Origin of the sequence: Pseudomonas oryzagri (assembly GCF_020831405.1) — a bacterium.
Lineage (GTDB): Bacteria > Pseudomonadota > Gammaproteobacteria > Pseudomonadales > Pseudomonadaceae > Geopseudomonas > Geopseudomonas oryzagri.
The window spans coordinates 123,253-149,398 of record NZ_JAJHPU010000041.1; the positions used below are offsets into that span (position 1 = coordinate 123,253).

21 protein-coding genes are annotated in these 26,146 nt (G+C 68.6%); 17 read left to right on the forward strand and 4 right to left on the reverse strand.

The genetic code is table 11. The features are described 5' to 3' along the window. The first annotated feature begins 18 nt into the window (after positions 1–18). The gene (locus LMJ29_RS14685) at positions 19–285 is read left to right on the forward strand and encodes a PepSY domain-containing protein (protein WP_229606260.1); all 267 of its coding nucleotides are present in this window, start codon (positions 19–21) and stop codon (positions 283–285) included. Positions 286–295: 10 nt separating this feature from the next. Next, positions 296–835: a cytochrome b/b6 domain-containing protein gene (locus LMJ29_RS14690; protein WP_229606339.1), complete on the forward strand. Its 540-nt coding sequence runs from the start codon at positions 296–298 to the stop codon at positions 833–835. 40 nt (positions 836–875) lie between these two features. Here LMJ29_RS14690 and msrA read toward each other — a convergent pair whose 3' ends face one another. Next, positions 876–1,523 (reverse strand): peptide-methionine (S)-S-oxide reductase MsrA, encoded by a 648-nt coding sequence (msrA, locus tag LMJ29_RS14695; protein ID WP_229606261.1) that lies wholly within the window; start codon positions 1,521–1,523, stop codon positions 876–878. Between the two features lie 210 nt (positions 1,524–1,733). Here msrA and LMJ29_RS14700 point away from each other — a divergent pair, with 210 nt between their 5' ends. After that, entirely contained in the window at positions 1,734–2,333 is a 600-nt protein-coding gene (locus tag LMJ29_RS14700) for a hypothetical protein (protein WP_229606262.1), read from the forward strand. A gap of 98 nt (positions 2,334–2,431) precedes the next feature. On the opposite strand, the gene aceF is transcribed toward LMJ29_RS14700, so the two are convergent. Further along, positions 2,432–4,057, reverse strand: coding sequence for a dihydrolipoyllysine-residue acetyltransferase (aceF, locus tag LMJ29_RS14705; RefSeq protein ID WP_229606263.1), 1,626 nt, complete (start codon positions 4,055–4,057; stop codon positions 2,432–2,434). Positions 4,058–4,067: 10 nt separating this feature from the next. Continuing rightward, a complete protein-coding gene (gene aceE, locus LMJ29_RS14710) occupies positions 4,068–6,716 on the reverse strand; it encodes a pyruvate dehydrogenase (acetyl-transferring), homodimeric type (RefSeq protein ID WP_229606264.1) in 2,649 nt (882 codons plus the stop codon). A gap of 255 nt (positions 6,717–6,971) precedes the next feature. On the opposite strand from aceE, the gene glnE reads away from it, so the two are divergent. The 13 genes from glnE to LMJ29_RS14775 all read left to right on the forward strand — a co-directional run bounded on the left by glnE (position 6,972) and on the right by LMJ29_RS14775 (position 23,391). Further along, positions 6,972–9,908 carry a bifunctional [glutamate--ammonia ligase]-adenylyl-L-tyrosine phosphorylase/[glutamate--ammonia-ligase] adenylyltransferase gene (glnE, locus tag LMJ29_RS14715; RefSeq protein WP_229606265.1) on the forward strand — a complete coding sequence of 979 codons (2,937 nt, stop codon included), beginning with the start codon at positions 6,972–6,974 and terminating at the stop codon, positions 9,906–9,908. 43 nt (positions 9,909–9,951) lie between these two features. Next, positions 9,952–10,875 carry a branched-chain amino acid transaminase gene (locus tag LMJ29_RS14720; RefSeq protein ID WP_229606266.1) on the forward strand — a complete coding sequence of 308 codons (924 nt, stop codon included), beginning with the start codon at positions 9,952–9,954 and terminating at the stop codon, positions 10,873–10,875. A 169-nt stretch (positions 10,876–11,044) separates the two neighbouring features. Beyond that, positions 11,045–12,094 (forward strand): lipopolysaccharide heptosyltransferase II, encoded by a 1,050-nt coding sequence (gene waaF, locus LMJ29_RS14725; RefSeq protein WP_229606267.1) that lies wholly within the window; start codon positions 11,045–11,047, stop codon positions 12,092–12,094. After that, entirely contained in the window at positions 12,095–13,153 is a 1,059-nt protein-coding gene (gene waaC / locus LMJ29_RS14730; RefSeq protein ID WP_229606268.1) for a lipopolysaccharide heptosyltransferase I, read from the forward strand. It abuts the gene before it with no gap. After that, complete coding sequence (locus LMJ29_RS14735; RefSeq protein WP_229606269.1) at positions 13,153–14,274, forward strand: glycosyltransferase family 4 protein; 1,122 nt, start codon at positions 13,153–13,155, stop codon at positions 14,272–14,274. The genes waaC and LMJ29_RS14735 overlap by 1 nt, the downstream gene beginning before the upstream one ends. A gap of 121 nt (positions 14,275–14,395) precedes the next feature. Continuing rightward, positions 14,396–15,211: a lipopolysaccharide core heptose(I) kinase RfaP gene (gene rfaP / locus LMJ29_RS14740; protein ID WP_229606270.1), complete on the forward strand. Its 816-nt coding sequence runs from the start codon at positions 14,396–14,398 to the stop codon at positions 15,209–15,211. After that, complete coding sequence (locus LMJ29_RS14745; protein WP_229606271.1) at positions 15,208–15,945, forward strand: lipopolysaccharide kinase InaA family protein; 738 nt, start codon at positions 15,208–15,210, stop codon at positions 15,943–15,945. Before rfaP ends, LMJ29_RS14745 begins: the two co-directional genes overlap by 4 nt. 2 nt (positions 15,946–15,947) lie before the next feature. Next, on the forward strand, positions 15,948–17,420 hold the full coding sequence (locus LMJ29_RS14750; protein WP_229606340.1) for a lipopolysaccharide kinase InaA family protein: 1,473 nt from the start codon (positions 15,948–15,950) through the stop codon (positions 17,418–17,420). A gap of 16 nt (positions 17,421–17,436) precedes the next feature. Then, a complete protein-coding gene (locus tag LMJ29_RS14755) occupies positions 17,437–19,191 on the forward strand; it encodes a carbamoyltransferase family protein (RefSeq protein ID WP_229606272.1) in 1,755 nt (584 codons plus the stop codon). Further along, the gene (locus tag LMJ29_RS14760; protein ID WP_229606273.1) at positions 19,178–20,302 is read left to right on the forward strand and encodes a glycosyltransferase; all 1,125 of its coding nucleotides are present in this window, start codon (positions 19,178–19,180) and stop codon (positions 20,300–20,302) included. The genes LMJ29_RS14755 and LMJ29_RS14760 overlap by 14 nt, the downstream gene beginning before the upstream one ends. 80 nt (positions 20,303–20,382) lie before the next feature. Continuing rightward, positions 20,383–21,339 (forward strand): glycosyltransferase family protein, encoded by a 957-nt coding sequence (locus tag LMJ29_RS14765; RefSeq protein ID WP_229606274.1) that lies wholly within the window; start codon positions 20,383–20,385, stop codon positions 21,337–21,339. Further along, positions 21,340–22,212 (forward strand): DUF6625 family protein, encoded by an 873-nt coding sequence (locus LMJ29_RS14770; RefSeq protein WP_229606275.1) that lies wholly within the window; start codon positions 21,340–21,342, stop codon positions 22,210–22,212. 66 nt (positions 22,213–22,278) lie between these two features. Next, positions 22,279–23,391, forward strand: coding sequence for a glycosyltransferase (locus tag LMJ29_RS14775; RefSeq protein WP_229606276.1), 1,113 nt, complete (start codon positions 22,279–22,281; stop codon positions 23,389–23,391). Here the strand turns inward: LMJ29_RS14775 and LMJ29_RS14780 are convergent. Further along, on the reverse strand, positions 23,352–23,975 hold the full coding sequence (locus LMJ29_RS14780; RefSeq protein ID WP_229606277.1) for a BUD32 family EKC/KEOPS complex subunit: 624 nt from the start codon (positions 23,973–23,975) through the stop codon (positions 23,352–23,354). The two genes, LMJ29_RS14775 and LMJ29_RS14780, sit on opposite strands and share 40 nt — an antisense overlap. Before the next feature lie 221 nt (positions 23,976–24,196). Here LMJ29_RS14780 and msbA point away from each other — a divergent pair, with 221 nt between their 5' ends. Further along, positions 24,197–25,999, forward strand: a complete 1,803-nt coding sequence (gene msbA / locus LMJ29_RS14785) for a lipid A export permease/ATP-binding protein MsbA (protein WP_229606278.1) — start codon at positions 24,197–24,199, stop codon at positions 25,997–25,999. The last annotated feature ends 147 nt before the right edge of the window (positions 26,000–26,146 follow it).

Consider the following 26,146-nt stretch of genomic DNA (forward strand, 5'->3'; position numbering starts at 1 on the left):
ACCCACGAGGCCTTCCTCATGAAAAAACTGCTGCTGCTGTCCCTGGCCATCGCCAGCCCGCTGGCCTTCGCCAAGACCGAGTGCACCACCGCCGACAAGGCGCAATGGCAGGATCAGGCCGCCTTCCAGGACAACCTCAAGGCGCAGGGCTACCAGATCAAGAAGTTCAAGGTCACCGACGGCAACTGCTACGAGATCTACGGCTACGACAAGGACAAGCGCAAGGTCGAGATCTACTTCGACCCGGTCAGCGGCAAGCCGGTCAAGGAAAACATCGAGAAGTGATGCGATGAGCGTGCCCGCGCAGAGCCTGCGCCTGTGGGACCCGGTGGTGCGGCTGTTCCACTGGTCCCTGGCCGGCGCCTTCTTCGCCAACTACCTGTTCACCGAGGCGGGCGAGGGCTGGCACCGCTGGCTCGGCTACTACGCCGCGGCCTGGCTGGGCGTGCGTCTGGTGTGGGGGTTCGTTGGCACGCCGGCGGCGCGCTGGGCGGACTTCTGGCCGACCCGGGCGCGCCTCGCTGCCCATTGTCGGGCGCTGCGGGCCGGCCTGCCCTTCCATCGCCTGGGGCACTCGCCGCTGGGTGCCCTGGTGATGATCCTGATGATGCTGGCCATGCTCGGCCTCGGCGTCACCGGCTTCCTGATGGAGGAGGTCGACTACTTCTGGGGCGAGGACCTGCCGCTGCAGATCCACGAGTGGCTGGCCAACGGTCTGTTCGCCCTGGTCCTCTTGCACATCTTCGCCGCGCTGCTGGAAAGCTGGCGGCTGAAGGAGAACCTGCCGCTGTCGATGGTCACCGGCCGACGTCGGCCGCCCGGCCAGCCGCACTAGCCGGCCGGGCCGTGCGCTCGCCGCCGGCGAGCGCGTCTGGCTACTCCGGCAGGCACACGCCGGTGCCGCGCAGGCCGCAGTAACCGCCGGGATTCTTGGCCAGATACTGCTGGTGGTAGGCCTCGGCGTAATAGAACGGCGGCGCCGGGCGGATCTCGGTGGTGACCGGGCCGTAGCCGGCGCGGGCCAGTTCGGCGGCGAAGGCGGCGGCACTGGCTTGCGCCGCGTCCAGCTGCGCGGCCGTCGAGCAGTAGATCGCCGAGCGGTACTGGGTGCCGACATCGTTGCCCTGGCGCATCCCCTGGGTGGGGTCGTGGGCCTCCCAGAACACCTTGAGCAGCGCGGCGAAGCTGGTCTCGCGCGGGTCGTAGACCACCCGCACCACCTCGGTGTGGCCGGTCAGCCCGGAGCACACCTCCTCGTAAGTGGGATTGGCGGTGTAGCCGCCGGCGTAGCCCGCCGCGGTCACCCACACGCCCGGCTGCTGCCACAGGCGCCGTTCGGCGCCCCAGAAGCAGCCGAGACCGAACTGCACTTCCTCCAGACCGGCGGGAAAGGGCGGCGACAACGGATTGCCATTGACCGCGTGGTGCGCCGGCACCGGCAGCGGCGTCGCGCGCCCCGGCAGGGCCTGCTCGGCGCTGGGCAGCTCGAGCTTGTGGGCGAGAATCTGTGAGCGCAGGACCATGGCGTGTCTCCCGATAATGGCGATCGCAATCTGGTAACTTGCCTGGGTCGGGCGGACGCTGCAACCGTCGCCGCCGGCGTTTTTACGATAGTCGGGCTTGGCCTGACCGGTTACATCCTGTTAACACTGGGCAACGCTTCGCTGCGCGCGGTTGCGCCGGCTGGATTATGCTGAAGCCATTGTTAACGTGTAGACACAAAGGTAAGGATCATGCAATCAGGATTCATGCAGCGGCTGCGCCGCGGCCTGTTGCTGGCGCTGCTGGGCGCCGCACTGCCGGCGACCGCGGCTGCCGAGGCGACTGGCAACGAAGAGAGCCAGAGCGAGCAGGGCAGCGAGGCCGGCGGCAGCCAGGCCAGCGCGCCGATCAGTAGTCTGAGCAGCGCCGACCACGAGCGCTACCTCGCCGAACTCAAGCGCCTCTATCCCCGGCAGTCGTCGCGCAAGGCGCTGCTCGAGCACTGCAACCGCCTGCTCGAGAGCTATTCCCTGCGCGCCGGTTATCGGGTCGGCGAGACCCAGGCCAGCGACCTGCTCTACCAGCTGAGCATCCTCGGCGAGGGCCGGCTGAACGTGCGCGAGGAGATCCGCAGCGCCGACGGCAGCCGCATGGAGGTCCACAACCGGCCGCTGGAGCTGTACGGCGTCGATCCCTTCGTGCGCTACGACTGCCCGACCCGCGGGCCGTCCTGCCAGGTGCTCAGCCCCAAGGACGGCTCGCCGCTGTTCACCCTGGTGCGCGACCACGCCGGCATGGAGGAGCTGGCCAAGGCCTTCAGCTACCTGATCCGCGATCTGCAGAGAGGCTGATCCCACCGAGGCTGCCGCTGTCGCGCAGGATCGCCGGACCCCCAAAACAGAAACCCCGCCAATCGGCGGGGTTTCTGTTTGTGGCGGACGTTCGCGGCTTACAGCAGCAGCGAGCGGATCTCCGCCAGCAGGTCGGCCAGGCGACGGGTGAAGCGAGCGGCGGCGGCGCCGTTGATCACCCGGTGGTCGTAGGACAGCGACAGCGGCAGCATCAGCTTGGGCTGGAAGGCCTTGCCGTCCCACACCGGCTGCATGCTCGCCTTGGACACGCCGAGGATCGCCACCTCCGGCGCGTTGACGATCGGCGTGAAGCCGGTGCCGCCGATGTGGCCGAGGCTGGAGATGGTGAAGCAGGCGCCCTGCATGTCGTCCACGGAGAGCTTCTTGGTGCGCGCCTTCTCCGCCAGTTCGGCGGCCTCGGCGGACAGCTGCAGCAGGCTCTTCTGGTCGACGTTCCTGATCACCGGCACCAGCAGGCCGTCCGGGGTGTCCACGGCGAAGCCGATGTGCACGTACTTCTTGCGGATCAGCGCCTTGCCGCTGGGGGCGAGCGAGCTGTTGAAGTCCGGCAGCTCGCGCAGCACGTGGGCACAGGCCTTGAGCAGGAACGGCAGCACGGTCAGCTTGACGCCGGCCTTCTCGGCCGCGCCCTTCTGCGCCACGCGGAAGGCTTCCAGCTCGCTGATGTCGGCCGACTCGAACTGGGTCACGTGCGGCACGTTGAGCCAGCTGCGATGCAGGTTGGCGGCGCCGACCTGCATCAGGCGGGTCATCGCCACTTCCTCGATCTCGCCGAACTTGCTGAAGTCGACCTCGGGGATCGGCGGGATGCCGGCGCCGCCGGTAGCGCCTTCCGGCGCGGCCTTGGCCTTCTGCATCATCGTCTTGACGTAGGCCTGCACGTCTTCCTTGAGGATTCGGCCTTTCGGACCGGTGGCCGGGACTTCGGCGAGGTTGACGCCGAACTCGCGGGCCAGCATGCGCACCGCGGGACCGGCGTGCACCTTGTCGCCGTTGCGGGTCGGCGCACCGACCGGAGCCGGCACCTGGGCCGGCTCCGCCGGGGCGGCAGCGGCAGGCGCGGGGGCGGCAGCCGGCGCCGACGGGGCAGGCGCGGCGACGGGGGCCGGAGCGGCGCCGGCCACGCGCAGGGTGAGGATCAGTGCGCCGGTGCCGACCTCGTCGTTGAGGTTGACGGCCACGCTGTCGACCACGCCGGCCTGCGGGCAGGGGATTTCCATGCTCGCCTTGTCCGACTCGAGGACGATCAGCGACTGGTCGGCGGCGACGCTGTCGCCGGCCTTGACCAGCACCTCGATGATGCGCGCCTTGCCGGCCGAGCCGATGTCCGGTACGTGCACCTCCTGCAGGCTCTCGCCAGCCGGCGCCGGAGCGGCGGCCGGCGCGGGGGCGGGCTCGCCCTGCGGCGCGGGGGAGGGAGCGGGGATGGGCGGGGCCTCGTCCACCGGGGCCGGCGCCGGCGTAGCGGCGCCCTCGGCGTCCAGCTCGAGCAGTTCGTCGCCGGTCTTCAGCTTGTCGCCCAGCTTGATCTTCAGGCTCTTGATCACCCCGGCCTTGGGCGCCGGGACTTCCATGCTGGCCTTGTCGGACTCCAGGGTCAGCAGGCTCTGGTCGGCCTCGATACGGTCGCCGACCTTGACCAGCAGCTCGATGACTTCGCCTTCGCCACTGCCGATATCGGGTACGCGAATCAGTTCACTCATGGCTCGCTCCTCAGCAGTCCAGCGGGTTGGCTTTGTTGGTGTCGATGCCGAACTTGGCGATCGCCTCGGCAATCACGGTGCGGTCGATCTCGCCGCGGTCGGCGAGCGCTTCCAGCGTGGTCAACACCACCCAGTAACGGTCCACTTCGAAGAAGTGGCGCAGCTTCTTGCGGCTGTCGCTGCGGCCGAAGCCGTCGGTGCCGAGCACCTTGTACTCCTTGACCGGGACCCACTGACGGATCTGGTCGGCGAACAGCTTCATGTAGTCGGTGGAGGCGACCACCGGACCGCGGCGGCCACCCAGGCACTGCTCGACGTAGGTCAGCTCGGGCTTCTGCTCCGGATGCAGGCGGTTGCGGCGTTCCACGGCCAGGCCGTCGCGGCGCAGTTCGTTGAAGCTGGTGACGCTCCACACGTCGGCGCCGATGTTGTAGGACTCGCGGAGGATCTTCGCGGCCTCGCGCACCTCGCGCAGGATGGTGCCCGAGCCGAGCAGCTGCACGTGGCAGGCGGCGTCGCGCTTGTCTTCCTCGAGCAGGTACATGCCCTTGATGATGCCTTCCTCGACGCCTTCGGGCATGGCCGGCTGGGCGTAGGCCTCGTTCATCGCGGTCAGGTAGAAGAACACGTTCTGCTGTTCTTCGCTCATCTGGCGGATGCCTTCGCGGATGATCACCGCCATCTCGTAGGCATAGGTCGGGTCGTAGGTGCGGCAGTTGGGGATGGTCGAGGCCAGGATGTGGCTGTGACCGTCCTCGTGCTGCAGGCCTTCGCCGTTCAGGGTGGTGCGACCGGCGGTGCCGCCGATCAGGAAGCCGCGCGCACGGCTGTCGCCGGCGGCCCAGGCCAGGTCGCCGATGCGCTGGAAGCCGAACATCGAGTAGAACACGTAGAACGGCAGCATTGGCTGGTTGTGGTTGCTGTAGGCGGTCGCCGCGGCGATCCAGCTAGACATGGCGCCCGCCTCGTTGATGCCTTCCTCGAGGATCTGGCCCTTCTTGTCCTCGCGGTAGAACATCACCTGATCCTTGTCCACCGGCTGGTACAGCTGGCCGACCGAGGAGTAGATGCCGAGCTGGCGGAACATGCCTTCCATGCCGAAGGTGCGCGCCTCGTCCGGGATGATCGGCACGATACGCGAGCCCAGATCCTTGTCCTTGACCAGCTGCGAGAGGATGCGCACGAAGGCCATGGTGGTGGAGATTTCGCGATCGCCGGTGCCGTCGAGGATGGCCTTTAGGGTCTCCAACGGCGGGGTCGGGATGCTGAAGCTCTTGCTGCGGCGCTGCGGCACGAAGCCGCCCAGCTTCTCGCGGCTCTTCAGCAGGTACTTCATTTCCGGGCTGTCGGCTTCCGGCTTGTAGAACGGCAGCTCTTCGAGCTTGTCGTCCGGGATCGGCACGCCGAAGCGGTCGCGGAACGCCTTGAGGCTCTCCAGGTCGACCTTCTTGACGTTGTGGGTGATGTTCTGCGCCTGGCCGGAGCCAGTGCCGTAGCCCTTGATGGTCTTGGCCAGCACCACGGTCGGTTGGCCGGTGTGGTTGACCGCCTCGTGGTAGGCCGCGTAGACCTTGAACGGATCGTGGCCGCCGCGGTTGAGCGCCCAGATCTCGTCGTCGGACATGTCCTTGACCATCTCCAGCAGCTCCGGACGGGCACCGAAGAAGTGCTCGCGGACGAAGGCGCCGTTGTTGGCCTTGTAGTTCTGGTACTCGCCGTCGACTACCTCGTCCATGCGCTTTTGCAGCAGGCCGGCGGTGTCCTTGGCGAACAGCGGGTCCCACAGGCGACCCCAGATGACCTTGACCACGTTCCAGTCGGCGCCGCGGAACACGCCTTCCAGTTCCTGGATGATCTTGCCGTTGCCGCGCACCGGGCCGTCCAGACGCTGCAGGTTGCAGTTGACCACGAAGATCAGGTTGTCGAGCTTCTCGCGGCCGGCCAGGGCGATGGCGCCCAGGGATTCCGGCTCGTCGGTCTCGCCGTCGCCGAGGAAGCACCAGACCTTCTGCTTGCCGGCCGGAATGAAGCCGCGGTGCTCCAGGTACTTCATGAAGCGTGCCTGGTAGATCGCCTGGATCGGACCCAGGCCCATCGATACGGTGGGGAACTGCCAGAAGTCCGGCATCAGCCACGGGTGCGGGTAGGAGGACAGGCCCTTGCCGTCCACCTCCTGGCGGAAGTTGTTCAGCTGGTCTTCGCTGATACGGCCTTCGAGGAAGGCGCGGGCGTAGACGCCGGGGGAGGCGTGGCCCTGGAAGTAGATCAGGTCGCCGCCGTGTTCTTCGGTCGGTGCCTTGAAGAAGTAGTTGAAGCCGATGTCGTACAGGGTCGCGCTGGAGGCGAAGGTGGAGATGTGGCCGCCGAGGTCCGGATCCTTCTTGTTCGCGCGCATCACGGTGGCCAGGGCGTTCCAGCGGATCAGCGAACGGATGCGCCGCTCCATGAACAGGTCGCCCGGCATGCGGGCTTCATGGGTGACCGGGATGGTGTTGCGATACGGCGTGGTGATGGCGTAGGGCAGCTGGGTGCCCGTGCGCGAGGCCAGCTCACCCATGCGGGTCAGCAGGTAGTGGGCGCGGTTTTCACCTTCACGATCGAGGACGGACTCCAGGGCGTCCAGCCATTCCTGGGTTTCGACGGGATCGAGATCTTGCATGGCTTGCTCCAGGGCGGAAAGGCTTCCAGAATCGGTTGCCATATTAAGGGGGCCGGCTTTGTGGGCGGCCGCCGCGAATGTTGTGCTTGTCGGGCGGGCGCTGTTGCGGCGCCGGCCTCACCGGGGGTCACCCGATGCTTTGTAGTTTTACTACATATCGATGGTAAATACAGCCCCCGTTCTCAATGTTTCGTAGCAAAACTACAGCTGTCGGCGACGGGCAAGTGGCCGTCGCGGCGCGTTAAAGGATAGACCATGAGCCTCCCCTCCCTGACTGCCCTGCCCGCGGAACTCCACGGCCTGGTTGCACATGCCCGGCAGACCTTCCAGGCGTGTCTCGACGAGGCCGGCCAGCAGGCCCTGGCGGCCTGGCCGGCGGAGCGCCGGCAGGCGCTGGAGCGCGTCTTCGGCGCCAGCGATTTCGTCGCCGAGCAGGCCGCGCGCGCGCCGCAGATGTTCCTCGAGCTGGCGGCCAGCGGCGAGCTGGAGCGCCGTCTGGCCGCCGGCGAGCTGCGCGACCAGCTGGCCGCGGCGCTCGAGGGCTGCGACAGCGAGGAGGAACTGGCCCGTCGCCTGCGCCGCTTCCGCAATCGCCAGCAGAGCCGGATCATCTGGCGCGACGTCAACCGCGTGGCCGACCTGACCGAGACCTGCCGCGACCTGTCCGACCTCGCCGACGCCTGCATCGACCTGGCCTACCAGTGGCTGTACGCGCAGCTCTGCGCGCAGTCCGGCACGCCGATCGGCCGGCGCAGCGGCGAGGCCCAGCACCTGGTGATCCTCGGCATGGGCAAGCTCGGCGCCCACGAGCTCAACCTGTCCTCGGACATCGACCTGATCTTCGCCTTCCCGGAAGGCGGCGAGACCGAGGGCGTACGCCGCACGCTGGACAACCAGGAGTTCTTCACCCGCCTGGGCCAGAAGCTGATCAAGGCGCTGGACGCCGTCACCGTCGACGGCTTCGTGTTCCGCGTCGACATGCGCCTGCGCCCCTACGGCTCCGGCGGTCCGCTGGTGTACAGCTTCAATGCCATGGAGCAGTACTACCAGGATCAGGGCCGCGACTGGGAACGCTACGCGATGATCAAGGCGCGCGTGGTGGCCGGCGACCAGGCCGCCGGCGAGCGCCTGCAGCAGATGCTGCGGCCCTTCGTCTATCGTCGCTACCTCGACTTCTCGGCGATCGAGGCGCTGCGCACCATGAAGCAGCTGATCCAGCAGGAAGTGCGCCGCAAGGGCATGGCCGAGAACATCAAGCTCGGCGCCGGCGGCATCCGCGAGGTGGAGTTCATCGCCCAGGCCTTCCAGCTGATCCACGGCGGCCGCGACCTCAGCCTGCAGCAGCGGCCGCTGCTCGGCGTGCTCGACACCCTGGTCGGCCAGGGCTACCTGCCGGCGCCGGTGGTGGCCGAGCTGAAGGACGGCTACCGCTTCCTGCGCTACCTGGAGCACGCCCTGCAGGCCATCGCCGACCGGCAGACGCAGATGCTCCCCGACGGCGAGCTGGAGCGTGCGCGGGTCGCCTTCATCATGGGCTTCGATGGCTGGAACGCGCTGCTCGACCAGCTGGCGCACTGGCGCGGGCGCATCGACTGGCACTTCCGTCAGGTGATCGCCGATCCCGACGAGGAGGCCGGCGCCAGCGTGAGCGGCGTCGGCGACGAGTGGCTGCCACTCTGGCAGGGCGCCCTGGAGCCGGCGGTGGCCCAGCATCAGCTGAGCGAGGCCGGCTTCGCCGACGCCGCCAGTGCCTGGCAGCGCCTCGACGGCCTGCAGCACGGCTCGCAGGTGCGCGCCATGCAGCGCCTGGGCCGCGAGCGGCTGGACGCCTTCATGCCGCGCCTGCTCGCCGCGATGGTCGCCCACGGCAAGCCCGACCTGTTGCTCGACCGTGTGCTGCCGCTGGTCGAGGCGGTGGCGCGGCGCTCGGCCTACCTGGTGCTGCTCAGCGAGAATCCCGGCGCCCTGGATCGTCTGCTCACCCTGTGCGCGGCCAGCCCCTGGGTCGCCGAGCAGATCGCCCGCTTCCCGCTGCTGCTCGACGAGCTGCTCAACGAGGGCCGCCTGTACAGCCCGCCGGGCAAGGACGAGCTGGCCGCCGAGCTGCGCGAGCGCCTCACCCGCATCCCCGAGGACGACCTCGAGCAGCAGATGGAGGCGCTGCGCCACTTCAAGCTGGCCCACGGCCTGCGCGTGGCCGCCTCGGAGATCGCCGGCAGCCTGCCGCTGATGAAGGTCAGCGACTACCTGACCTGGCTGGCCGAGGCGATTCTCGAACAGGTACTGCAGCTGGCCTGGCGCCAGGTCGGCCTCAAGCATGGCTACCCGCGCCGCGCCGACGGCAGCAGCGTCAGCGAGCCGGAGTTCGTCATCGTCGGCTACGGCAAGGTCGGCGGCATCGAGCTGGGCCACAGCTCGGACCTCGACCTGGTGTTCATCCACAACGGCGACCAGCAGAGCGAGACCGACGGCGCCAAGCCGATCGACAGCATCCAGTTCTATACCCGCCTGGGCCAGCGCCTCATCCACCTGCTCACCGCGCAGACCGCTTCCGGCGCGCTCTACGAGGTCGACATGCGCCTGCGTCCGTCCGGCGCGGCGGGCCTGCTGGCCAGCTCGCTGTCGGCCTTCGAGCGCTACCAGCAGAACGAGGCCTGGACCTGGGAGCACCAGGCGCTGGTGCGCGCCCGCGTGCTGGCCGGCTCCAATGAGGTCGGCACGCGCTTCGAGGCGATCCGCGCCGGCGTGCTCGGCCGTGGCCGCGACCAGGCCGCATTGCGTACCGAGGTGAGCGAGATGCGCGCCAAGATGCGCGACAACCTGGGCAGCAAATCCACCGCCGGCGGCACCGCCGCCGAGGCCTTCGCGCAGGCGGCAACCTTCGATCTCAAGCACGACGCCGGTGGTATCGTCGATATCGAATTTATGGTGCAATATGCCGTTCTCGCCTGGTCGCAGCAGTACCCTGAACTGCTGCGTTTCACCGACAACATCCGCATTCTGGAAGGGCTGGAGCGGGCTGGCCTGATCGCGAGCTCCGACGTCCGACTCCTGCAGGAGGCCTACAAGGCCTATCGCGCAGCCGCCCACCGCCTGGCCTTGCAAAAGCAGGCCGGCAGCGTGAGCGGAGACCACTTCCACGAGGAACGCCACGGCGTGATGCGGATCTGGCGCGAGCTGGGGCTGGCCTGAGGCGCCCCGACAATCCCGAATTCTTGAAGGAGCTGGCAAAATTATGTCGATGGCCGATCGTGATGGCGTTATCTGGTATGACGGCGAACTGGTGCAGTGGCGCGAAGCCAACACCCACGTACTGACCCACTCCCTGCACTACGGCATGGGCGTGTTCGAGGGCGTGCGCGCCTACAACACTCCGGATGGCACCGCGATCTTCCGTCTGCAGGCGCACACCGACCGCCTGTTCGACTCCGCCCACATCATGGGCATGAAGATCCCCTTCACCAAGGAACAGATCAACGAAGCCACCCGCGCCGCGGTGCGCGAGAACGGCCTGGAAAGCGCCTACATCCGTCCGCTGGCCTTCTACGGCTCGGAAGGCATGGGCATCCGCGCCGACAACCTGAAGGTGCACGTGGTCGTCGCCGCCTGGCACTGGGGCGCCTACATGGGCGAGGAAGCCCTGGAACGCGGCATCAAGATCCGCACCAGCTCGTTCACCCGCCACCACGTGAACATCTCGATGACCCGCGCCAAGGCCAGCGGTCACTACATCAACTCGATGCTGGCCCTGCAGGAAGCCGTGTCCGCCGGCGCCGACGAGGCCCTGCTGCTGGATCCGGAAGGCTACGTGGCCGAGGGTTCGGGCGAGAACGTGTTCATCGTCAAGGACGGCGTGATCTACACCCCCGAGGTGACCGCCTGCCTGAACGGCATCACCCGCAACACCGTGCTGACCCTGGCGCGCGAGCTGGGCGTCGAGATCGTCGAGAAGCGCATCACCCGCGACGAGGTGTACATCGCCGACGAGGCCTTCTTCACCGGCACCGCTGCCGAAGTGACCCCGATCCGCGAACTGGACGGCCGCCAGATCGGCGCCGGCCGCCGTGGCCCGGTCACCGAGAAGCTGCAGAAGGCCTACTTCGACCTGGTCACCGGCAAGACCGCCGCCCACGCCGAATGGCGCACCCTGGTCAAGTAAGCGCGACCCGGGAAGGCGTAGGGTGGGGCAGGCCGCGGGCCGTAACCCACCATCCGGCCCGTCGGGCCGGCAAGTGGTGGATCCGCCAGCGGATGCCTGCGGCATCCCTGGTGGGTTGCGCCGCTGTCGCGGCTGACCCACCCTACGACTTCCTGCTACCGGCTTTTCTATGAATATCCTGATCATCGGCCCCAGCTGGGTGGGCGACATGGTGATGGCGCAGACGCTGTTCCAGTGCCTGAAGCAGCGCCATCCCGACTGTGCCATCGACGTGCTGGCCCCGGAGTGGAGCCGGCCGATCCTCGAGCGCATGCCCGAGGTACGCGCCGCGCTGAGCTTCCCGTTCGGCCACGGCGTGCTCGACCTCGCCGGCCGCCGCCGCATCGGCAAGTCGCTGGCCGGCCAGTACGACCAGGCGATCCTGCTGCCCAACTCGCTGAAATCCGCGCTGGTGCCGTTCTTCGCCGGTATCCCCAAGCGCACCGGCTGGGTCGGCGAGCTGCGCTACGGGCTGCTCAACGATGTGCGCAAGCTGGACAAGGAACGCTACCCGCTGATGATCGAGCGCTTCATGGCGCTGGCCTTCGAGCCGGGCGTGGCGCTCCCCGAACCCTATCCGCGACCGCAACTCGCCATCGATCCGGCCAGCCGCGCTGCCGCGCTGGCCAAGTTCGGCCTCGAGCTGGACCGTCCGGTGCTGGCGCTGTGCCCCGGCGCCGAGTTCGGCGAGGCCAAGCGCTGGCCGGCCGAGCACTACGCCGCGGTGGCCGACGCCAAGATCCGCGCCGGCTGGCAGGTCTGGCTGTTCGGCTCGAAGAACGACCATCCGGTCGGCGAGTCGATCCGCGAGGAGCTGATCCCCGGCCTGCAGGAAGAGACGGTCAACCTGGCCGGCGAGACCAGTCTGGCCGAGGCCATCGACCTGATGTCCTGCGCATCCGCGGTGGTGGCCAACGACTCCGGCCTGATGCACGTGGCCGCGGCGCTGGACCGCCCGCTGGTGGCGGTGTACGGCTCCACCTCGCCGCAGTTCACCCCGCCGCTGGCCGACCAGGTGGAGATCATCCGCCTCGGCCTGGACTGCAGCCCGTGCTTCGAGCGCACCTGCCGTTACGGTCACTACAACTGCCTGCGTGACCTGCGTCCGCAGCCGGTGCTGGACGCCCTGCAGCGCCTGGCCGGCGAGCCGCTGGCCGATCCGCTGCCGTTGGAGCACTGAGTGCGTGTCCTGCTGATCAAGACGTCGTCGCTGGGCGACGTCATCCACACCCTGCCGGCGCTCACCGACGCCATGCGCGCGATTCCCGGCATCCGCTTCGACTGGGTGGTGGAGGAGGGTTTCGCCGAGATTCCCACCTGGCACCCGGCGGTCGAGCGGGTCATTCCGGTGGCCCTGCGCCGCTGGCGCAAGAACCTGTGGAGCACCATCCGCAGTGGCGAATGGCAGCGCTTCAAGGCTTGCCTCGCCGAGCGCGACTACGACCTGGTGCTCGACGCCCAAGGCCTGGTGAAGAGCGCCTGGCTCACCCGCTACGCGCGCGGCCCGGTCGCCGGCCTGGATCGCGCCAGTGCCCGCGAGCCGCTGGCCAGCCGCTTCTACGATCGCGGCTGCACCGTGCCCTGGGGCGTACACGCGGTGGAGCGCGTGCGCCAGCTGTTCGCCCAGGCGCTCGGTTATGAACTGCCCGCCGGCGGCGGCGACTACGCCCTCGACCGCCAGCGCCTGCTCGCCGGTCGCCGCGACGAACCCTACCTGCTGCTGCTGCACGGCACCACCTGGACCACCAAGCACTGGCCGGAGCGCTACTGGCGCGAACTGGCCGAGCTGCTCGGCGTCCAGGGCTGGGCGATCCGCCTGCCGTGGGGCAATGCGCACGAGAAGGCGCGTGCCGAGCGCATCGCCGCCGGTCTCGCCCATGTCACGGTGTTGCCGAAACTGAATCTGGCCGGCGTCGCCGCCGAGCTGGCCGGCGCCCGCGCCTGCGTGGCGGTGGACACCGGCCTCGGCCATCTGGCCGCCGCGCTGGACGTGCCGACCATCTCCCTGTACGGCCCGACCAATCCGGGCTTCACCGGCGCCTACGGCCGCGGCCAGGTCCACCTGGCCAGCGACTTCCCCTGCGCGCCCTGTCTGAAGAAGACCTGCGCCTACCAGCCGACGGCCGAGGATCGCCAGCGCTTCGACCTGGCCAGCGAGCAGCCGCTGTGCTTCACCCGCCTGAACCCTGCGCGGGTCGCCGCCGAACTGGCGGCCCTGCTGCCTGCGAGAATCGCCTGATGCAACTGGCCTTCGTGCTCTACAAGTACTTCCCCTTCGGCGGCCTGCAGCGCGACTTCCTGCGCATCGCCCTGGAGTGCCAGCGGCGCGGCCACGCCATCCGCGTCTACACGCCGATCTGGGAGGGCGAGGTGCCGGCCGGCTTCGACGTGCGCGTGGCGCCGATCAAGGCCTTCTTCAATCACAATCGCAACGAGAAGTTCAGCGCCTGGCTGGCCGCCGACCTGGCCCGCGATCCCGTCGACCGGGTGATCGGCTTCAACAAGATGCCGGGCCTGGACGTCTACTACGCCGCCGACGGCTGCTACGAGGACAAGGCGCAGACCCTGCGCAACCCGCTGTACCGCTTCGGCAAGCGCTACAAGCACTTTGCCGCCTACGAGCGCGCGGTGTTCGCCGCCGACTCCAATACCGAGATCCTGATGATCTCCGAGGTGCAGCAGCCGCTGTTCGTCAAGCACTACGCCACCCCGGCCAGGCGCTTCCACCTGCTGCCGCCGGGCATTGCCCAGGATCGCCGCGCGCCGGCCAACGCCGCGGAGATTCGCGCCGAGTTCCGCCGCGAATTCCAGTTGGGCGAGGACGACCTGCTGGCGGTGCAGATCGGCTCGGGCTTCAAGACCAAGGGCCTCGACCGCAGCCTGCGGGCGCTGGCCGCGTTGCCGCGCGAGCTGAAGAAGCGCACCCGGCTGATCGCCATCGGCCAGGACGACCCCAAGCCGTTCCTGCTGCAGGTCAAGGCGCTCGGCCTTTCCGAGCAGGTGCAGATCCTCAAGGGACGCAGCGACATCCCGCGCTTTCTGCTCGGCGCCGACCTGCTGATCCACCCGGCCTACAACGAGAACACCGGCACCGTGCTGCTCGAGGCGCTGGTGTCCGGCCTGCCGGTGCTGGTCACCGACGTCTGCGGCTACGCCCACTACATCGCCGAGGCTGACTGCGGCCGCGTGCTGGCGAGTCCGTTCGACCAGGAGCGCCTCAACCGCACGCTGGCCGAGATGCTCGCCGACCCGGCCGCCCGTGCGCGCTGGGGCGCCAATGGACTGGCCTTCGCCGACAGCGCCGATCTCTATTCGATGCCGCAGAAGGCGGCCGACGTGATCCTCGGGGAGGGTGCATGAGCCGGATTCGCGATTCGCTCCGTAGGGGGGATAACACGCGCAGCGTTTATCCACCGGCGATGCTGCGCCGAGCCAACGGTGGACAAGGCTGCGCCGTTGTCCACCCTACGGAAGGCACGCCATGCGCCTGATCCTCGCCGAACCCTTCCAGAGCCTGTGGCGGGACAAGGACGCCTTCGCCGAGGTGGAGAAGCTGCAGGGCCAGGTCTACCGCGAGCTGGAGGGCCGTCGCACCCTGCGCACCGAGGTGGCCGGGCGTGGCTACTTCGTGAAGATCCACCGCGGCATCGGCTGGGGCGAGATCGCCAAGAACCTGCTCAGCGCCAGGGCGCCGGTGCTCGGCGCGGGCCAGGAGTGGACGGCGATTCGCCGCCTGACCGAGGTCGGCGTGCCGACCATGACCGCGGTGGCCTTCGGCGAGCGCGGCGCCAATCCCGCCGCGCAGCACTCCTTCATCGTCACCGAGGAACTGGCGCCGACCGTCAGCCTCGAGGACTTCAGTCGCGACTGGCCGCGCAATCCGCCGGCGCCGCGCCTCAAGCGCGCGCTGATCCAGCGGGTCGCCGAGATGGTCGGCGGCATGCACCGCGCCGGGGTCAACCACCGCGACTGCTACATCTGCCACTTCCTGCTGCACACGGACAAGGCGGTGACGGCGGACGACTTCCGCCTGTCGGTGATCGACCTGCATCGCGCGCAGACCCGCAGCGCGGTGCCGCGCCGCTGGCGCGACAAGGACCTGGCTGCCCTGTACTTCTCGGCGCTGGAGATCGGCCTGACCCGCCGCGACGTCCTGCGTTTTCTCAAGAGCTACTTCCGCCGCCCGCTGCGCGAGGTAGTGCGCGACGAGGCGCGCCTGCTGGCCTGGCTGGAGCGCAAGGCGGCCCGCCTGCACGCGCGTTACCTGCGCAAGTACGCCCCGGGAGCCTCGGCTTGAGCGGCTGGCAGCTGGCGGCCGAGCTGCCCGCGCCGGCGCGCGAGGCCTTCGCCGATCTCGACCGGGTGTTCGCGCTGGAAGGCGAGTGGATCGCCGGCGATCAGATGTCCAAGGTGCTGCGCGTCGAGGTGGCCGGCCAGCGCTACTACGTCAAGCAGTACTGGGGCGCCGGCAAGGGGCTGCGCCGCTGGCTGGGCCGCCCGCGGGTCGAGGCCGAGTGGCAGAACCTGCACCTGTTCGCCGCTTGGGGCATCCCGGCCGCGCCGGTGGTCGGCTGGGGCCTGGAGCGCCGTTTCGGTCGCTTCCGGCGCGGCGCCCTGATCACCGCCGAGCTGGTCGGCACCGAGGACCTCGCCGCCCTGGCGCGCCAGCACGACCCGCGCCTGCAGCGGCGCGACTGGCTGGACAAGGTCGGCGGCCAGCTGGCCGAGGCGACGCGGCGCATGCACCGCCACGGCTTCGCCCACAACGATCTCAAGTGGCGCAACCTCCTGGTGAACCCGGCCGGCGAGCTGTACCTGATCGACTGCCCGACCGGCAGCTTCTGGTGGGGGCCGCTGCTGCGCTACCGGGAGATCAAGGACCTCGCCTGCCTGGACAAGGTGGCCAAGTACCACCTGTCGCGCACCCGCCGGCTGCGCTTCTACCTGCAGTACGCCGGCCGCGAGCGCCTGGCGGCCGCCGACAAGCGTCGCCTGCGCAAGATCCTCGCCTTCTTCGAGGGCCGCGAATGAGCCTGCGCCTCGGCCAACTGGCCGCCGCCGGACGCGCCCCGGCGCTACCGCTGAGCATCGCCCTGCCGAATGGTGAGCTGCGTCTGCTCAGCCTGCTGCGCGTGCTGCCCGGGCAGCGCTACGTCGGCGAGGCCGAATGGCAGGGCCGCCGCGTGCTGGCCAAGCTGCTGGTCGGCGCCAAGGCGCGGCGCCAGCATGCCCGCGAGCTGGAAGGCGCGCGCCTGCTGCACGAACAGCAGCTGGATACCCCTCAGCTGCTGCACGAACAGCAGCTGGATACCCCTCAGCTGCTGGCCGAAGGGCTGGCGGAAGGCGAGGGCGGCTGGCTGCTGTTCGAGTTCCTCGATAACGCCGTCGGCCTCGGCAGCGTCTGGCAGGCGCTGGCCGAGCAGCCCCTGCTGAACGCCGCGCAGCGCGCGGTGCTGGGCGAGGCGTTGGCCGCCATCGGCCGCCTGCACGCCCGCGGCCTGTGGCAGGACGACCTGCATCTGGACAACCTGCTGCGCCGTGACGGCCGGCTGTACCTGATCGACGGCGGCGGCATCCGTGCCCAGCTGGCCGGCCAGCCGCTGGCCCGCGAACAGGCGCTGCGCAACCTCGGGGTGTTCTTCGCCCAGTTGCCGGCCGAGCTGGAACCCTTTATCGACAGCCTGCTGCCGGCCTATCTGCAGGCCAACCCGGCTCATGCGCTGAGCGCTCGCGATCTCCAGGTGCCGCTCGCCGAGGTACGCCGCTGGCGCCTGGGCGACTACCTGAAGAAGCTCGGCCGCGACTGCACCCTGTTCCGCGCCGAACGCGACAGCGACGGCTTGAGCATCGCCCGCCGCGAGCAGGCCGAGACGCTGCTGCCGCTGCTGCGCGAGGCCGACGCCGCCATCGCCGCCGGCCGGGCGCTGAAGAAGGGCGGCAGCGCCACGGTGGCGCGCGTCGAACTGGGCGGCCGGCCGCTGGTGATCAAGCGCTACAACATCAAGGGACTCGGCCACTGGCTCAAGCGCTGCTGGCGACCGAGCCGCGCCTGGCACAGCTGGGTGGAAGGCAATCGCCTGGCGTTTCTCGGCATCGCCACTCCACAGCCGCTGGCCATGCGCGAGAGTCGTCATTTCGGCCTGCGCGGGCGCGCCTGGCTGATTACCGAACATGCCGCCGGTGAGGATATACTCACGCGCTTTGCGGCCCACGTGCACGGCACGCCCCCCGAGGCGGAGCTGCAGGCGCTGGAGCGGCTGTTCGCCGCCCTGCGCCGCGAGCGCATCAGCCACGGCGACCTCAAGGGCACCAACCTGCTCTGGCAGGCCGGCCAATGGGCGCTGATCGACCTCGACGCCATGCAGCAGCATCGCTGCGCGCGGCGCTTCGCCCGCGCCTACGCGAAAGACCGCGCCCGTTTTCTGCGCAACTGGCCGGCCGACTCGGCCCTGCACCGGTTGCTCGACGAACGTTTACCGCAGGTGCCCGGCACCTGCCCTGAATAGATAGAGGGAAACATCTGTGGCTCTGACCGTCCTCGGCCTTTCCGGCGCCCTCAGCCATGACCCGTCCGCCGCGCTGTACATCGACGGCAAGCTGATCGCCGCCGTCGAAGAAGAGCGCTTCGTGCGCGACAAGCACGCGAAGAACCGCATGCCCTACGAGTCGGCCAAGTTCTGCCTGGAACAGGCCGGCATCAAGCCGGAAGACGTCGACGTGGTGGCCATCCCCTTCGCGCCGATCAGCATCTTCGACAAGGCGCGCTGGCAGTACGCCAAGCGCTACGCCTACGCCCCGGACCGCGCGCTGGACGCCATCCTGTTCGGCAATCGTCGCTATCACCGCTACAAGAAGCGCATCCAGTGGTGCCTGCAGCAGCTCGGTTTCGACCTCAAGAAGGTCAAGATCGAGCCGGTCGAGCACCACCTGGCCCACGCCGCCAGCGCCTACCTCTGCTCGGGCTTCACCGAGAAGACCGCGATCCTGGGCATCGACGGCAAGGGCGAGTACGCCACCACCTTCTTCGGCTGGGGCGAGAACGGCAAGATCCACAAGATCAAGGAATTCTACGACCCGGATTCGCTGGGCGGCCTGTACGGCGCGATCACCGAATACCTCGGCTTCGAGATGCTCGACGGCGAGTTCAAGGTGATGGGCATGGCGCCCTACGGCGACGCCGCCAAGTACGATTTCTCGCGGCTGGCCAAGTTCGAGAACGGCGAGCTGACGATCAACACCGAGTACGCCAACGTCATCGGCTTCCGCCGCTACAAGGAAAAGGGCAAGGGCTACTACTTCTCGCCCAAGCTGATCGAGTGGCTGGGTCCCAAACGCGAGGGCGACATCGCCGACGATCCCTACATCCACTACGCCGCCAGCATGCAGGCGCTGTTCGAGAAGCTGGCGCTTGAGATGATGGACCACTACCTGGGCGACATCATCCGCCAGACCGGCAAGATCGCCTTTGCCGGCGGCTGCGCGCTGAACGTCAAGCTCAACCAGAAGATCATCGCCCGCGACGAGGTCAAGGAGCTGTTCGTCCAGCCGGCCTCGGGCGATGCCGGCACCGCGGTCGGCGCCGCCGCCTACGTGTCGGTTGCCCGCGGCGTGCCGGTGGAGAAGATGGAGCACGTCTACCTCGGCCCCGCCTACTCCAACGAGGACGTGATCGCCGCCTGCGCCCGTCATCCCAACGCGCCCAAGTGGAAGCGCATCGACAACACCGCCCAACGCATCGCCAAGGTCATGGTCGACGGCAACCCGGTGGCCTGGTTCCAGGGTCGCATGGAGTTCGGCCCGCGCGCCCTCGGTGGGCGCTCGATCATCGGCTGCCCGAGCGCGGCCGGCGTCGCCGACCGCATCAACGAGCAGATCAAGTTCCGCGAGCGCTGGAGGCCGTTCTGCCCGTCGATGCTGGATACCGTGGCGCCCAAGATGCTCAAGGTCGACCATCCGAGCCCGTTCATGACCTTCACCTTCGAGGTCAACGAGGAGTGGAAGGACCGCGTGCCGGAAGTGGTCCACGAGGACGGCACCTCGCGCGCCCAGGTGCTCGAGCGCCGCCACAACCCGCGCTGGTACGAGCTGATGCTGGAGCTGGAGAAGCTCACCGGCAACGGCGTGTCGCTGAACACCTCGCTCAACCGCCGCGGCGAGCCGATGGTCTGCTCGCCGACCGACGCGCTGAACATGTTCTACGGCTCGGACCTGCGCTACCTGATCATGGAAGACGTGCTGGTGGTGAAGGACGGGATGGACTGGTATGACGCCGTCTGAGGCGCCGGCCGCCGCCCAGCCGTGGGTGCTGCAATTCTGCCACGGCTACGACGGCCCCTTCCTGGATTGCGCGCGGCAGTACGCCGCGCTGTTCCAGGGCACGTCCTACAAGGTGTGTACCGTCTACCTGACCGGTGAACCGAGCGCCGCGGTCGAGCGCGGCTCGGCCTCCGACGAGGTGATCTTCCTCGGCTACGACAGCAAGGCCGTGCGCGGCCTCAAGCTCGGCGCCATGCGCCGGCTGCGCGAGATCGTCGCCGGCCGCGATTTCCGCCTGTGCATCGCCCACCGTTTCAAGCCGATCTACATCGCCCTGCTGGCCACCCGCCTGCCGGTGATCGGCGTGCACCACGCCTTCGGCGTCTACAGCCGGCCGATGCGCCGCTGGTTCATCAACCGCTTCCGCTCCCGCCTGCTGCTGCTGGGCGTGTCCAACGCGGTGCGCGACGAGATGCGCGCCCAGTTGCCGGGCTGGGAGGCGCAGCGCATCGAAACCCTGTACAACCGTATCGACATCGCCGCGGTGCAGGCCGAGCAGGTTTCCCGTGCTGTCGCCCGGGAGGCGCTGGGCCTGCCGCAGGACGCCTGGGTGGTCGGCAACGTCGGCCGCCTGCATCCGGACAAGGACCAGGCCACCCTGATCCGCGGTTTCGCCCAGGCGCTGCCGCAGCTGCCGGCCGGCAGCCTGCTGGCGATCATGGGCAGCGGGCGCCTGGAGCAGTCGCTCAGGCAGCTGGCGAACGAACTGGAGGTCGCCGATCGGGTGCGCTTTCTCGGCCAGGTGCCGCAGGGCCGCCGCTACTTCAAGGCCTTCGACGTGTTCGCCCTGAGCTCCGACCACGAGCCGTTCGGCATGGTGCTGCTGGAGGCGCTGGCCGCCGGCGTGCCGCTGATCGGCACGGACTGCGGAGGCGGTCGCGAGGTGGTCGAGGGCCTGGGCGGATTGTTTCCCCTGGGCGATGCGCCGGCGCTGGCGCGCGAACTGGTGGCGCGGGTCCGGGCGGATCGCCCTGAGCTGGAGCGCCGGCTGCGCGAGCGCTTCAGCGACGAGGCGGCGCGGGCGGCCTTCCGGGCCTTGCCGCTGCTGCGTACCTGGCAGGTCAACGGATAGCCCCGGTCGCGCCGGGGGAACTTCACGAGCATCCACCGCAGCGCGGGCGATCGCGAGGCGGTTTCGACTACGGGGTCGGCATGAAAGTCCTCTTGTTGGTACAGAAAGAGCAGCGGGTCATTCTCGACCGCTTGTACGAGGGCATTGCGGCGCACTGCGACTGCGAGCTGCGCTGGCTCGACCGCTATGAGCAGGTCGATCTGCAAGGTTATTTCCGCCGTTCGGTGGACGTCGACCGCTACGCGCGCATCGTCTTCTTCCTGCGCTTCAAGCAGGAGATCCGCCAGGTCGCCTTTATCCGCAGCGTGCCCAATCTGGTGATCCTCGAACACGACGCCTACCAGAACTACATCCCCTGCAAGTACACCGGCAAGTTCAGCGCCCACTACCGGCGCCTGCCCTGGGCGCGGGTGATCAGCTCGGGCGCGGTGGTCGCCGAGCGCCTGCGCGAGGAGGGCGTCGACGCGGTCTTCGTGCCCAAGGGCTACGACCAGACCCTGTTGCGCGACCTGGGCCGCGAGCGGGATATCGAGCTGGCCTTCGTCGGCAGCACCCAGAGCGGCGCCTACAGCGCGCGCAAGGCGCTGCTGGACGAACTGGCCGCCGTGGAGAACCTGGTGGTGACCCGCACCAACTCCGGGGACGACTATCTCAACACCCTCAACCGCATCCGCTTCTTCGTCAGCGCCGATGTCGGCATGGGCGAGTACATGATCAAGAATTTCGAGGCCATGGCCTGCGGCTGCGTATTGCTGGCCTACGACCAGGGCGAGGCGGAGAACCGCGCCTTGGGCTTCGTGGACATGCACAACCTAGTGCTCTACCGCGATGTCGGCGAACTGCGCGACAAGCTGGCCCGGCTGCGCGCCGAGCCCGAGCTGGCGGCGCGCATCGCGGCGGCCGGCAAGGCGCTGGTCGAGCGCGAATACAGCTTCGCGCGGATCGGCCAGCGCATCGCCCAGGCCCTCGAAGCGCCGTTGCGCCCGCATCCGCCGCTGGGCTGGCTGGAACGGCTGCGTCTCAAGGTGGGCATCTGAATGGCCGCGCCGCGTATCCGCCTGCTGATCCCCTATTTCGGCCGTTGGCCGTTCTGGATGCCGTTCTTCCTCGAGAGCTGCCGGTACAACCCCGACATCGACTGGCTGTTCTTCAGCGACTGCGGGGTGCCGGCTGATCTGCCGGCCAACGTGACGATCGAGCCGATGACCTTCGCCGCCTATTGCCAGCTGGTCAGCGAACGCCTGGGCATCGCCTTCCAGCCGCAGAGCCCGTACAAGCTCTGCGATATCAAGCCGGCGCTGGGGCATATCCACGCCGATCGCCTCGACGGTTTCGACTTCTGGGGCTTCAGCGACATCGATCTGGTCTATGGCGACCTGCGCGCCTACTTCACCGCCGAGCGGCTGGCGCGTTTCGACCTGTTGTCCACCCACGCGCGGCGCATTTCCGGCCATCTGTGCCTGCTGCGCAACACCCCGCGCATGCGCGAGGCGTTCATGCAGGTGGCGGGCTGGCGGCAGGCTTTCCAGCAGACCGAGCACCTCGCCTTCGACGAGGGCGCCTTCAGTCGCCTGTTCATCCGCCGCAAGAACTGGCCGGCGGGCCTGCGCCGGCTGGTGGATCTGGGCAATCCGTGGCGGCGCTGCAGCGAGTTCGTCGAGGCGTTCAGTACCCCGGGGGCGCGCGTGCCCTGGCTGGATGGCGGCTTCGATTTTCCCGCCTGCTGGACCTGGTGCGAGGGGCGCCTGACCAACGAGCGCGACGGCGCGCGCGAGTTTCCGTACTTTCATTTCATCACCTGGAAAGGCGACGCCTGGCCGGCATGCCCTCCGGAAACCCTGGTGCCGTCGCCGGCGCTGGCCGCGCAGCGCGCCTGGCGCATCACCGCACAGGGGTTCCGTGGCGCATAGCGCCCGGCGTCCTTGGTTGTGCGGCTACCCGGCACGAGCCGGGCTCGATCGACTGGAGAAGCAACCTTGAGTGTCACCAATGTCGTCTGGTCCGGCGGCCAGGCCTACGCCTCCATCCACAAGGTCCACGGACAGATCCTGGCGCTGATCGGCGGCCGGGAAAAAGTCCGTACCTGGGTGCTGCAGGGAAGTGGCGAAGGGCTGGGCGCGGCGGCGGGCGACATTAAGGAATGGGGGATGGCCACTGCGCAGCTGAAGGGTCGTGGCTTGTGGCGTCTTTGCCTGCCCATAGTGCGCAGCCGCCTGCGCCGCAAGTTGCAGGAGGAGGCCGCGAGGGTCCTGCTGCTGGACGGCATCGGCGTCGCCCGGCTATGTGTGCCCCTGCTGAACGACTTGCCGGATGTGCGGGCCCTGGTGGTCTTCCATGGCGTGACCCGGCTGCGCCCAGCCGATATCCGCCTGTTGCGGCGCTTCCCGGCAGACCGTCTGCAGCTGGTCGCGGTTTCCGCCGCCCTGGCCGCATCCCTGCACAAGCAACTGGAGCGCCCGGTCATCGCCTTGCGCACCGCCATCGATCCGCAACAGTTCCAAAGCGCCCTGCTCGACGGCGCGGCGGCGCGCCAAGCGCTGCAGGCGCCGGCGGCGGAGAGCCCGCTGCTGGGCGCGGTGGGGCGTCTGGTGCCCGAGAAGGGCTACGCCACCTTGCTCGAGGCGCTGGCGCTGCTGGTCGGCAAGGGCATCAGGCTGCACTTGGTCATCGTCGGCGAAGGCGAGCAGCGGCCGGTGCTGGAGGCGAAGATTCGCCAGCTCGGTCTGGCCGGCCATGTCACCCTGGCCGGCCATCGCGCCGATGTCGCCCGCTTGTACCGGGCCTTCGACCTCATGCTCACGCCCTCGCGCAACGAGGGGCTGGGGCTGGTGGTGCAGGAAGCCGTGATGGCGGGCGTGCCGGTGGTGTGCAGCGATCTGCCGGTGTTCGTCGAGCAGATCGGCGCGGCTGGCGTTTATCTCGCCCCCGACGACGTGGCCGGCTGGGCCGCCGCCATCGAGCGGGTGCTGGCCGAGGGCGGGGCGAGCCTCGCCGCCCGCCAGTACCGCGAGCTGGCGCCGGAGCAGGCGTGGGAGGCGTTCTGTCGCGGTTACCGGGCGCTGCTGGCGGCCGATTCGATCAGGACCTGATGCAGGCGGGCGGCGGGGAAATCCCGGTCCAGGCCCTCGCGTTTCAGGTAGCGGTCGAAGTGCCCGAGGTTGCGCCTGACCAGGCGGGCCGGCAGGGCCTTGCGCAGAAAACGCATGTCGGAAAGGTCGATCAGGCCCAGCGTGCCCGCGGGGGTGCGGATGATGTTGCCCAGATGCAGCGAGCGGAAGTAGACGCCCTTGCGATGCAGTTCGCCGATGAAGTCGGCCAGCAGGGCGAAGGTGTCGTCCCAGCGAAAGTCCGGCTGGCGCGCCAGGTGCGACAGCGATTCCCCCGGTAGCGGGCTGTAGAGCACCGCGGTGGTGCGCTGGTCGTCTAGCACATGGAGCGCCTGCACCGCGAGCGTGGGGATGCCGAGGCGCTGCAGGCGCGCGGCGTTGTCGGCGAAGCGCTGGGAGTACGGGCGCCACAGCGCGGACGACAGCCAGCGCTTGCGGCGGAACAGCTTGAGGAACAGGCCGTTCTCGAGGTGCAGCACCTTGGGACCGAAAGCGTCGGCCTCGAGGATCTTGGCATTGGCTGCCAACTGCTCGAAGTCGCTCTGGCTGAGTCGGGTCATACGCATCTGCAATGGGCCTGGTCGGAAGAAATCGGCGGTGAAAACGGCGCCATCATGCCGAAACCGCGCCCATCTGTCATTGTTTGCCCAAGGCGGCGCGACGCCTTGCCGCGCCGCTGGCGCAGGCTGTAGCGCTGTCGGGGCATGTGGCGAGGTCGCCTGTCGAGGGCGAAAAGGGCGCCTGTGGTAACATGTCGGCCCCTTCGGACTCTCGAGTTTCCCCCTCCATGAGTGGCACTGCTCAGGAGGCTGGCAAGGCATCCAGCCTCAAGATCTATCTCCGTCTGCTGTCCTACGTGAAGCCCTACATCGGCTACTTCGCGACCAGCATCCTCGGCTACGTGATCTTCGCCTCCACCCAGCCGATGATGGCGGGAATCCTCAAGTACTTCGTCGATGGCCTGACCAACCCTGAAGCCGCGCTGTTCCCCGGCGTCGAATGGCTGGCCGATCTGCCGCTGCTGTATGCCGTGCCCATCCTGATCGTGCTGATCGCCGCCTGGCAGGGCGTGGGCTCGTTCCTCGGCAACTACTTCCTCGCCCGGGTCTCCCTCGGCCTGGTGCACGACCTGCGGGTGGCGCTGTTCAACAGCCTGCTGACCCTGCCCAACCGCTACTACGACCAGCACAACTCCGGGCACCTGATCTCGCGGATCACCTTCAACGTCACCATGGTCACCAGCGCGGCGACCGACGCCATCAAGGTGGTGATCCGCGAGGGCCTGACGGTGGTATTCCTGTTCGGCTACCTGCTGTGGATGAACTGGAAGCTGACCCTGGTGATGCTCGCCATCCTGCCGCTGATCGCCCTGATGGTGACCAGCGCCAGCCGCAAGTTCCGCAAGCAGAGCAAGAAGATCCAGGTGGCGATGGGCGACGTCACCCACGTCGCCTCGGAAACCATCCAGGGCTACCGGGTGGTGCGCAGCTTCGGCGGCGAAGCGTACGAGCAAGCACGCTTCCTGCATGCCAGCCAGAGCAACACCGACAAGCAGCTGGGCATGATCAAGACCTCGGCGGTCTACACCCCGACCCTGCAGCTGCTGATCTACAGCGCCATGGGCGCGCTGATGTTCCTCGTCCTGTTCCTGCGCGGCGATGCCTCGGCGGGCGATCTGGTCGCCTACATCACCGCCGCCGGCCTGCTGCCCAAGCCGATCCGCCAGCTCTCCGAGGTCAGCGCCAACGTGCAGAAGGGCCTGGCCGCCGCCGACAGCATCTTCGAGCAGCTCGACGAGGCGCCGGAGGTCGACAACGGCACGGTCGAGCGCCAGCGGGTCAGCGGCCGCCTGGAGGTGAAGAACCTCAGCTTCGTCTACCCGGGCACCGACAAGCAGGTGCTGCACGAGGTCAGCTTCAGCGTCGAGCCAGGACAGATGGTGGCGCTGGTCGGCCGTTCCGGCAGCGGCAAGTCGACCCTGGCCAACCTGATCCCGCGCTTCTACCACCACGACCAGGGGCAGATCCTGCTCGACGGCGTCGAGGTCGAGGACTACGCCCTGCGCAACCTGCGCCGCCACATCGCTCTGGTCAGCCAGCAGGTGACCCTGTTCAACGACAGCGTGGCCAACAACATCGCCTATGGCGACCTGGCCGGGGCGCCGCGCGAGGCCATCGAGCAGGCCGCCCAGGACGCCTTCGCCAAGGAATTCATCGACCGCCTGCCGCAGGGCTTCGACACCGAGGTCGGCGAGAACGGCGTGCTGCTCTCCGGCGGCCAGCGCCAGCGTCTGGCCATCGCCCGCGCGCTGCTCAAGGATGCGCCGCTGCTGATCCTCGACGAGGCCACCTCGGCGCTGGACACCGAGTCCGAGCGGCACATCCAGGCGGCGTTGGACCGGGTCATGCAGGGGCGCACCACCCTGGTGATCGCCCACCGCCTGTCGACCATCGAACGCGCCGACCTGATCCTGGTGATGGACCAGGGGCGCATCGTCGAGCGCGGCAGCCACGCCGAACTGCTGGCGCAGCAGGGCCACTATGCGCGGCTGCACGCCATGGGCCTGGAAGAGGGCAGCGAAATCGCCTGATGGGGCGCGCGATGCGGGGCGGGCGCCGGCTGGTCCGGCGCCGCTTCGCGCTCGCCGGGCGGTGCGTCGCCGGCTTCACGATGGCGCGCACGGCGCAGCGGGTGCGGCATGATATGATCCCCGCCGTTTTCTCTTGCCCCCGGAGCA

What these genes read in the sequence shown, in the direction of transcription:
- LMJ29_RS14685 (WP_229606260.1), top strand. Translation starts at nt 19, where the DNA reads ATGAAAAAACTGCTGCTGCTGTCCCTGGCCATCGCCAGCCCGCTGGCC.
- msrA (WP_229606261.1), bottom strand. Translation starts at nt 1,523, where the DNA reads ATGGTCCTGCGCTCACAGATTCTCGCCCACAAGCTCGAGCTGCCCAGC.
- LMJ29_RS14700 (WP_229606262.1), top strand. Translation starts at nt 1,734, where the DNA reads ATGCAATCAGGATTCATGCAGCGGCTGCGCCGCGGCCTGTTGCTGGCG.
- aceF (WP_229606263.1), bottom strand. Translation starts at nt 4,057, where the DNA reads ATGAGTGAACTGATTCGCGTACCCGATATCGGCAGTGGCGAAGGCGAA.
- aceE (WP_229606264.1), bottom strand. Translation starts at nt 6,716, where the DNA reads ATGCAAGATCTCGATCCCGTCGAAACCCAGGAATGGCTGGACGCCCTG.
- glnE (WP_229606265.1), top strand. Translation starts at nt 6,972, where the DNA reads ATGAGCCTCCCCTCCCTGACTGCCCTGCCCGCGGAACTCCACGGCCTG.
- LMJ29_RS14720 (WP_229606266.1), top strand. Translation starts at nt 9,952, where the DNA reads ATGTCGATGGCCGATCGTGATGGCGTTATCTGGTATGACGGCGAACTG.
- waaF (WP_229606267.1), top strand. Translation starts at nt 11,045, where the DNA reads ATGAATATCCTGATCATCGGCCCCAGCTGGGTGGGCGACATGGTGATG.
- LMJ29_RS14735 (WP_229606269.1), top strand. Translation starts at nt 13,153, where the DNA reads ATGCAACTGGCCTTCGTGCTCTACAAGTACTTCCCCTTCGGCGGCCTG.
- rfaP (WP_229606270.1), top strand. Translation starts at nt 14,396, where the DNA reads ATGCGCCTGATCCTCGCCGAACCCTTCCAGAGCCTGTGGCGGGACAAG.
- LMJ29_RS14760 (WP_229606273.1), top strand. Translation starts at nt 19,178, where the DNA reads ATGACGCCGTCTGAGGCGCCGGCCGCCGCCCAGCCGTGGGTGCTGCAA.
- LMJ29_RS14765 (WP_229606274.1), top strand. Translation starts at nt 20,383, where the DNA reads ATGAAAGTCCTCTTGTTGGTACAGAAAGAGCAGCGGGTCATTCTCGAC.
- LMJ29_RS14770 (WP_229606275.1), top strand. Translation starts at nt 21,340, where the DNA reads ATGGCCGCGCCGCGTATCCGCCTGCTGATCCCCTATTTCGGCCGTTGG.
- LMJ29_RS14780 (WP_229606277.1), bottom strand. Translation starts at nt 23,975, where the DNA reads ATGCGTATGACCCGACTCAGCCAGAGCGACTTCGAGCAGTTGGCAGCC.
- msbA (WP_229606278.1), top strand. Translation starts at nt 24,197, where the DNA reads ATGAGTGGCACTGCTCAGGAGGCTGGCAAGGCATCCAGCCTCAAGATC.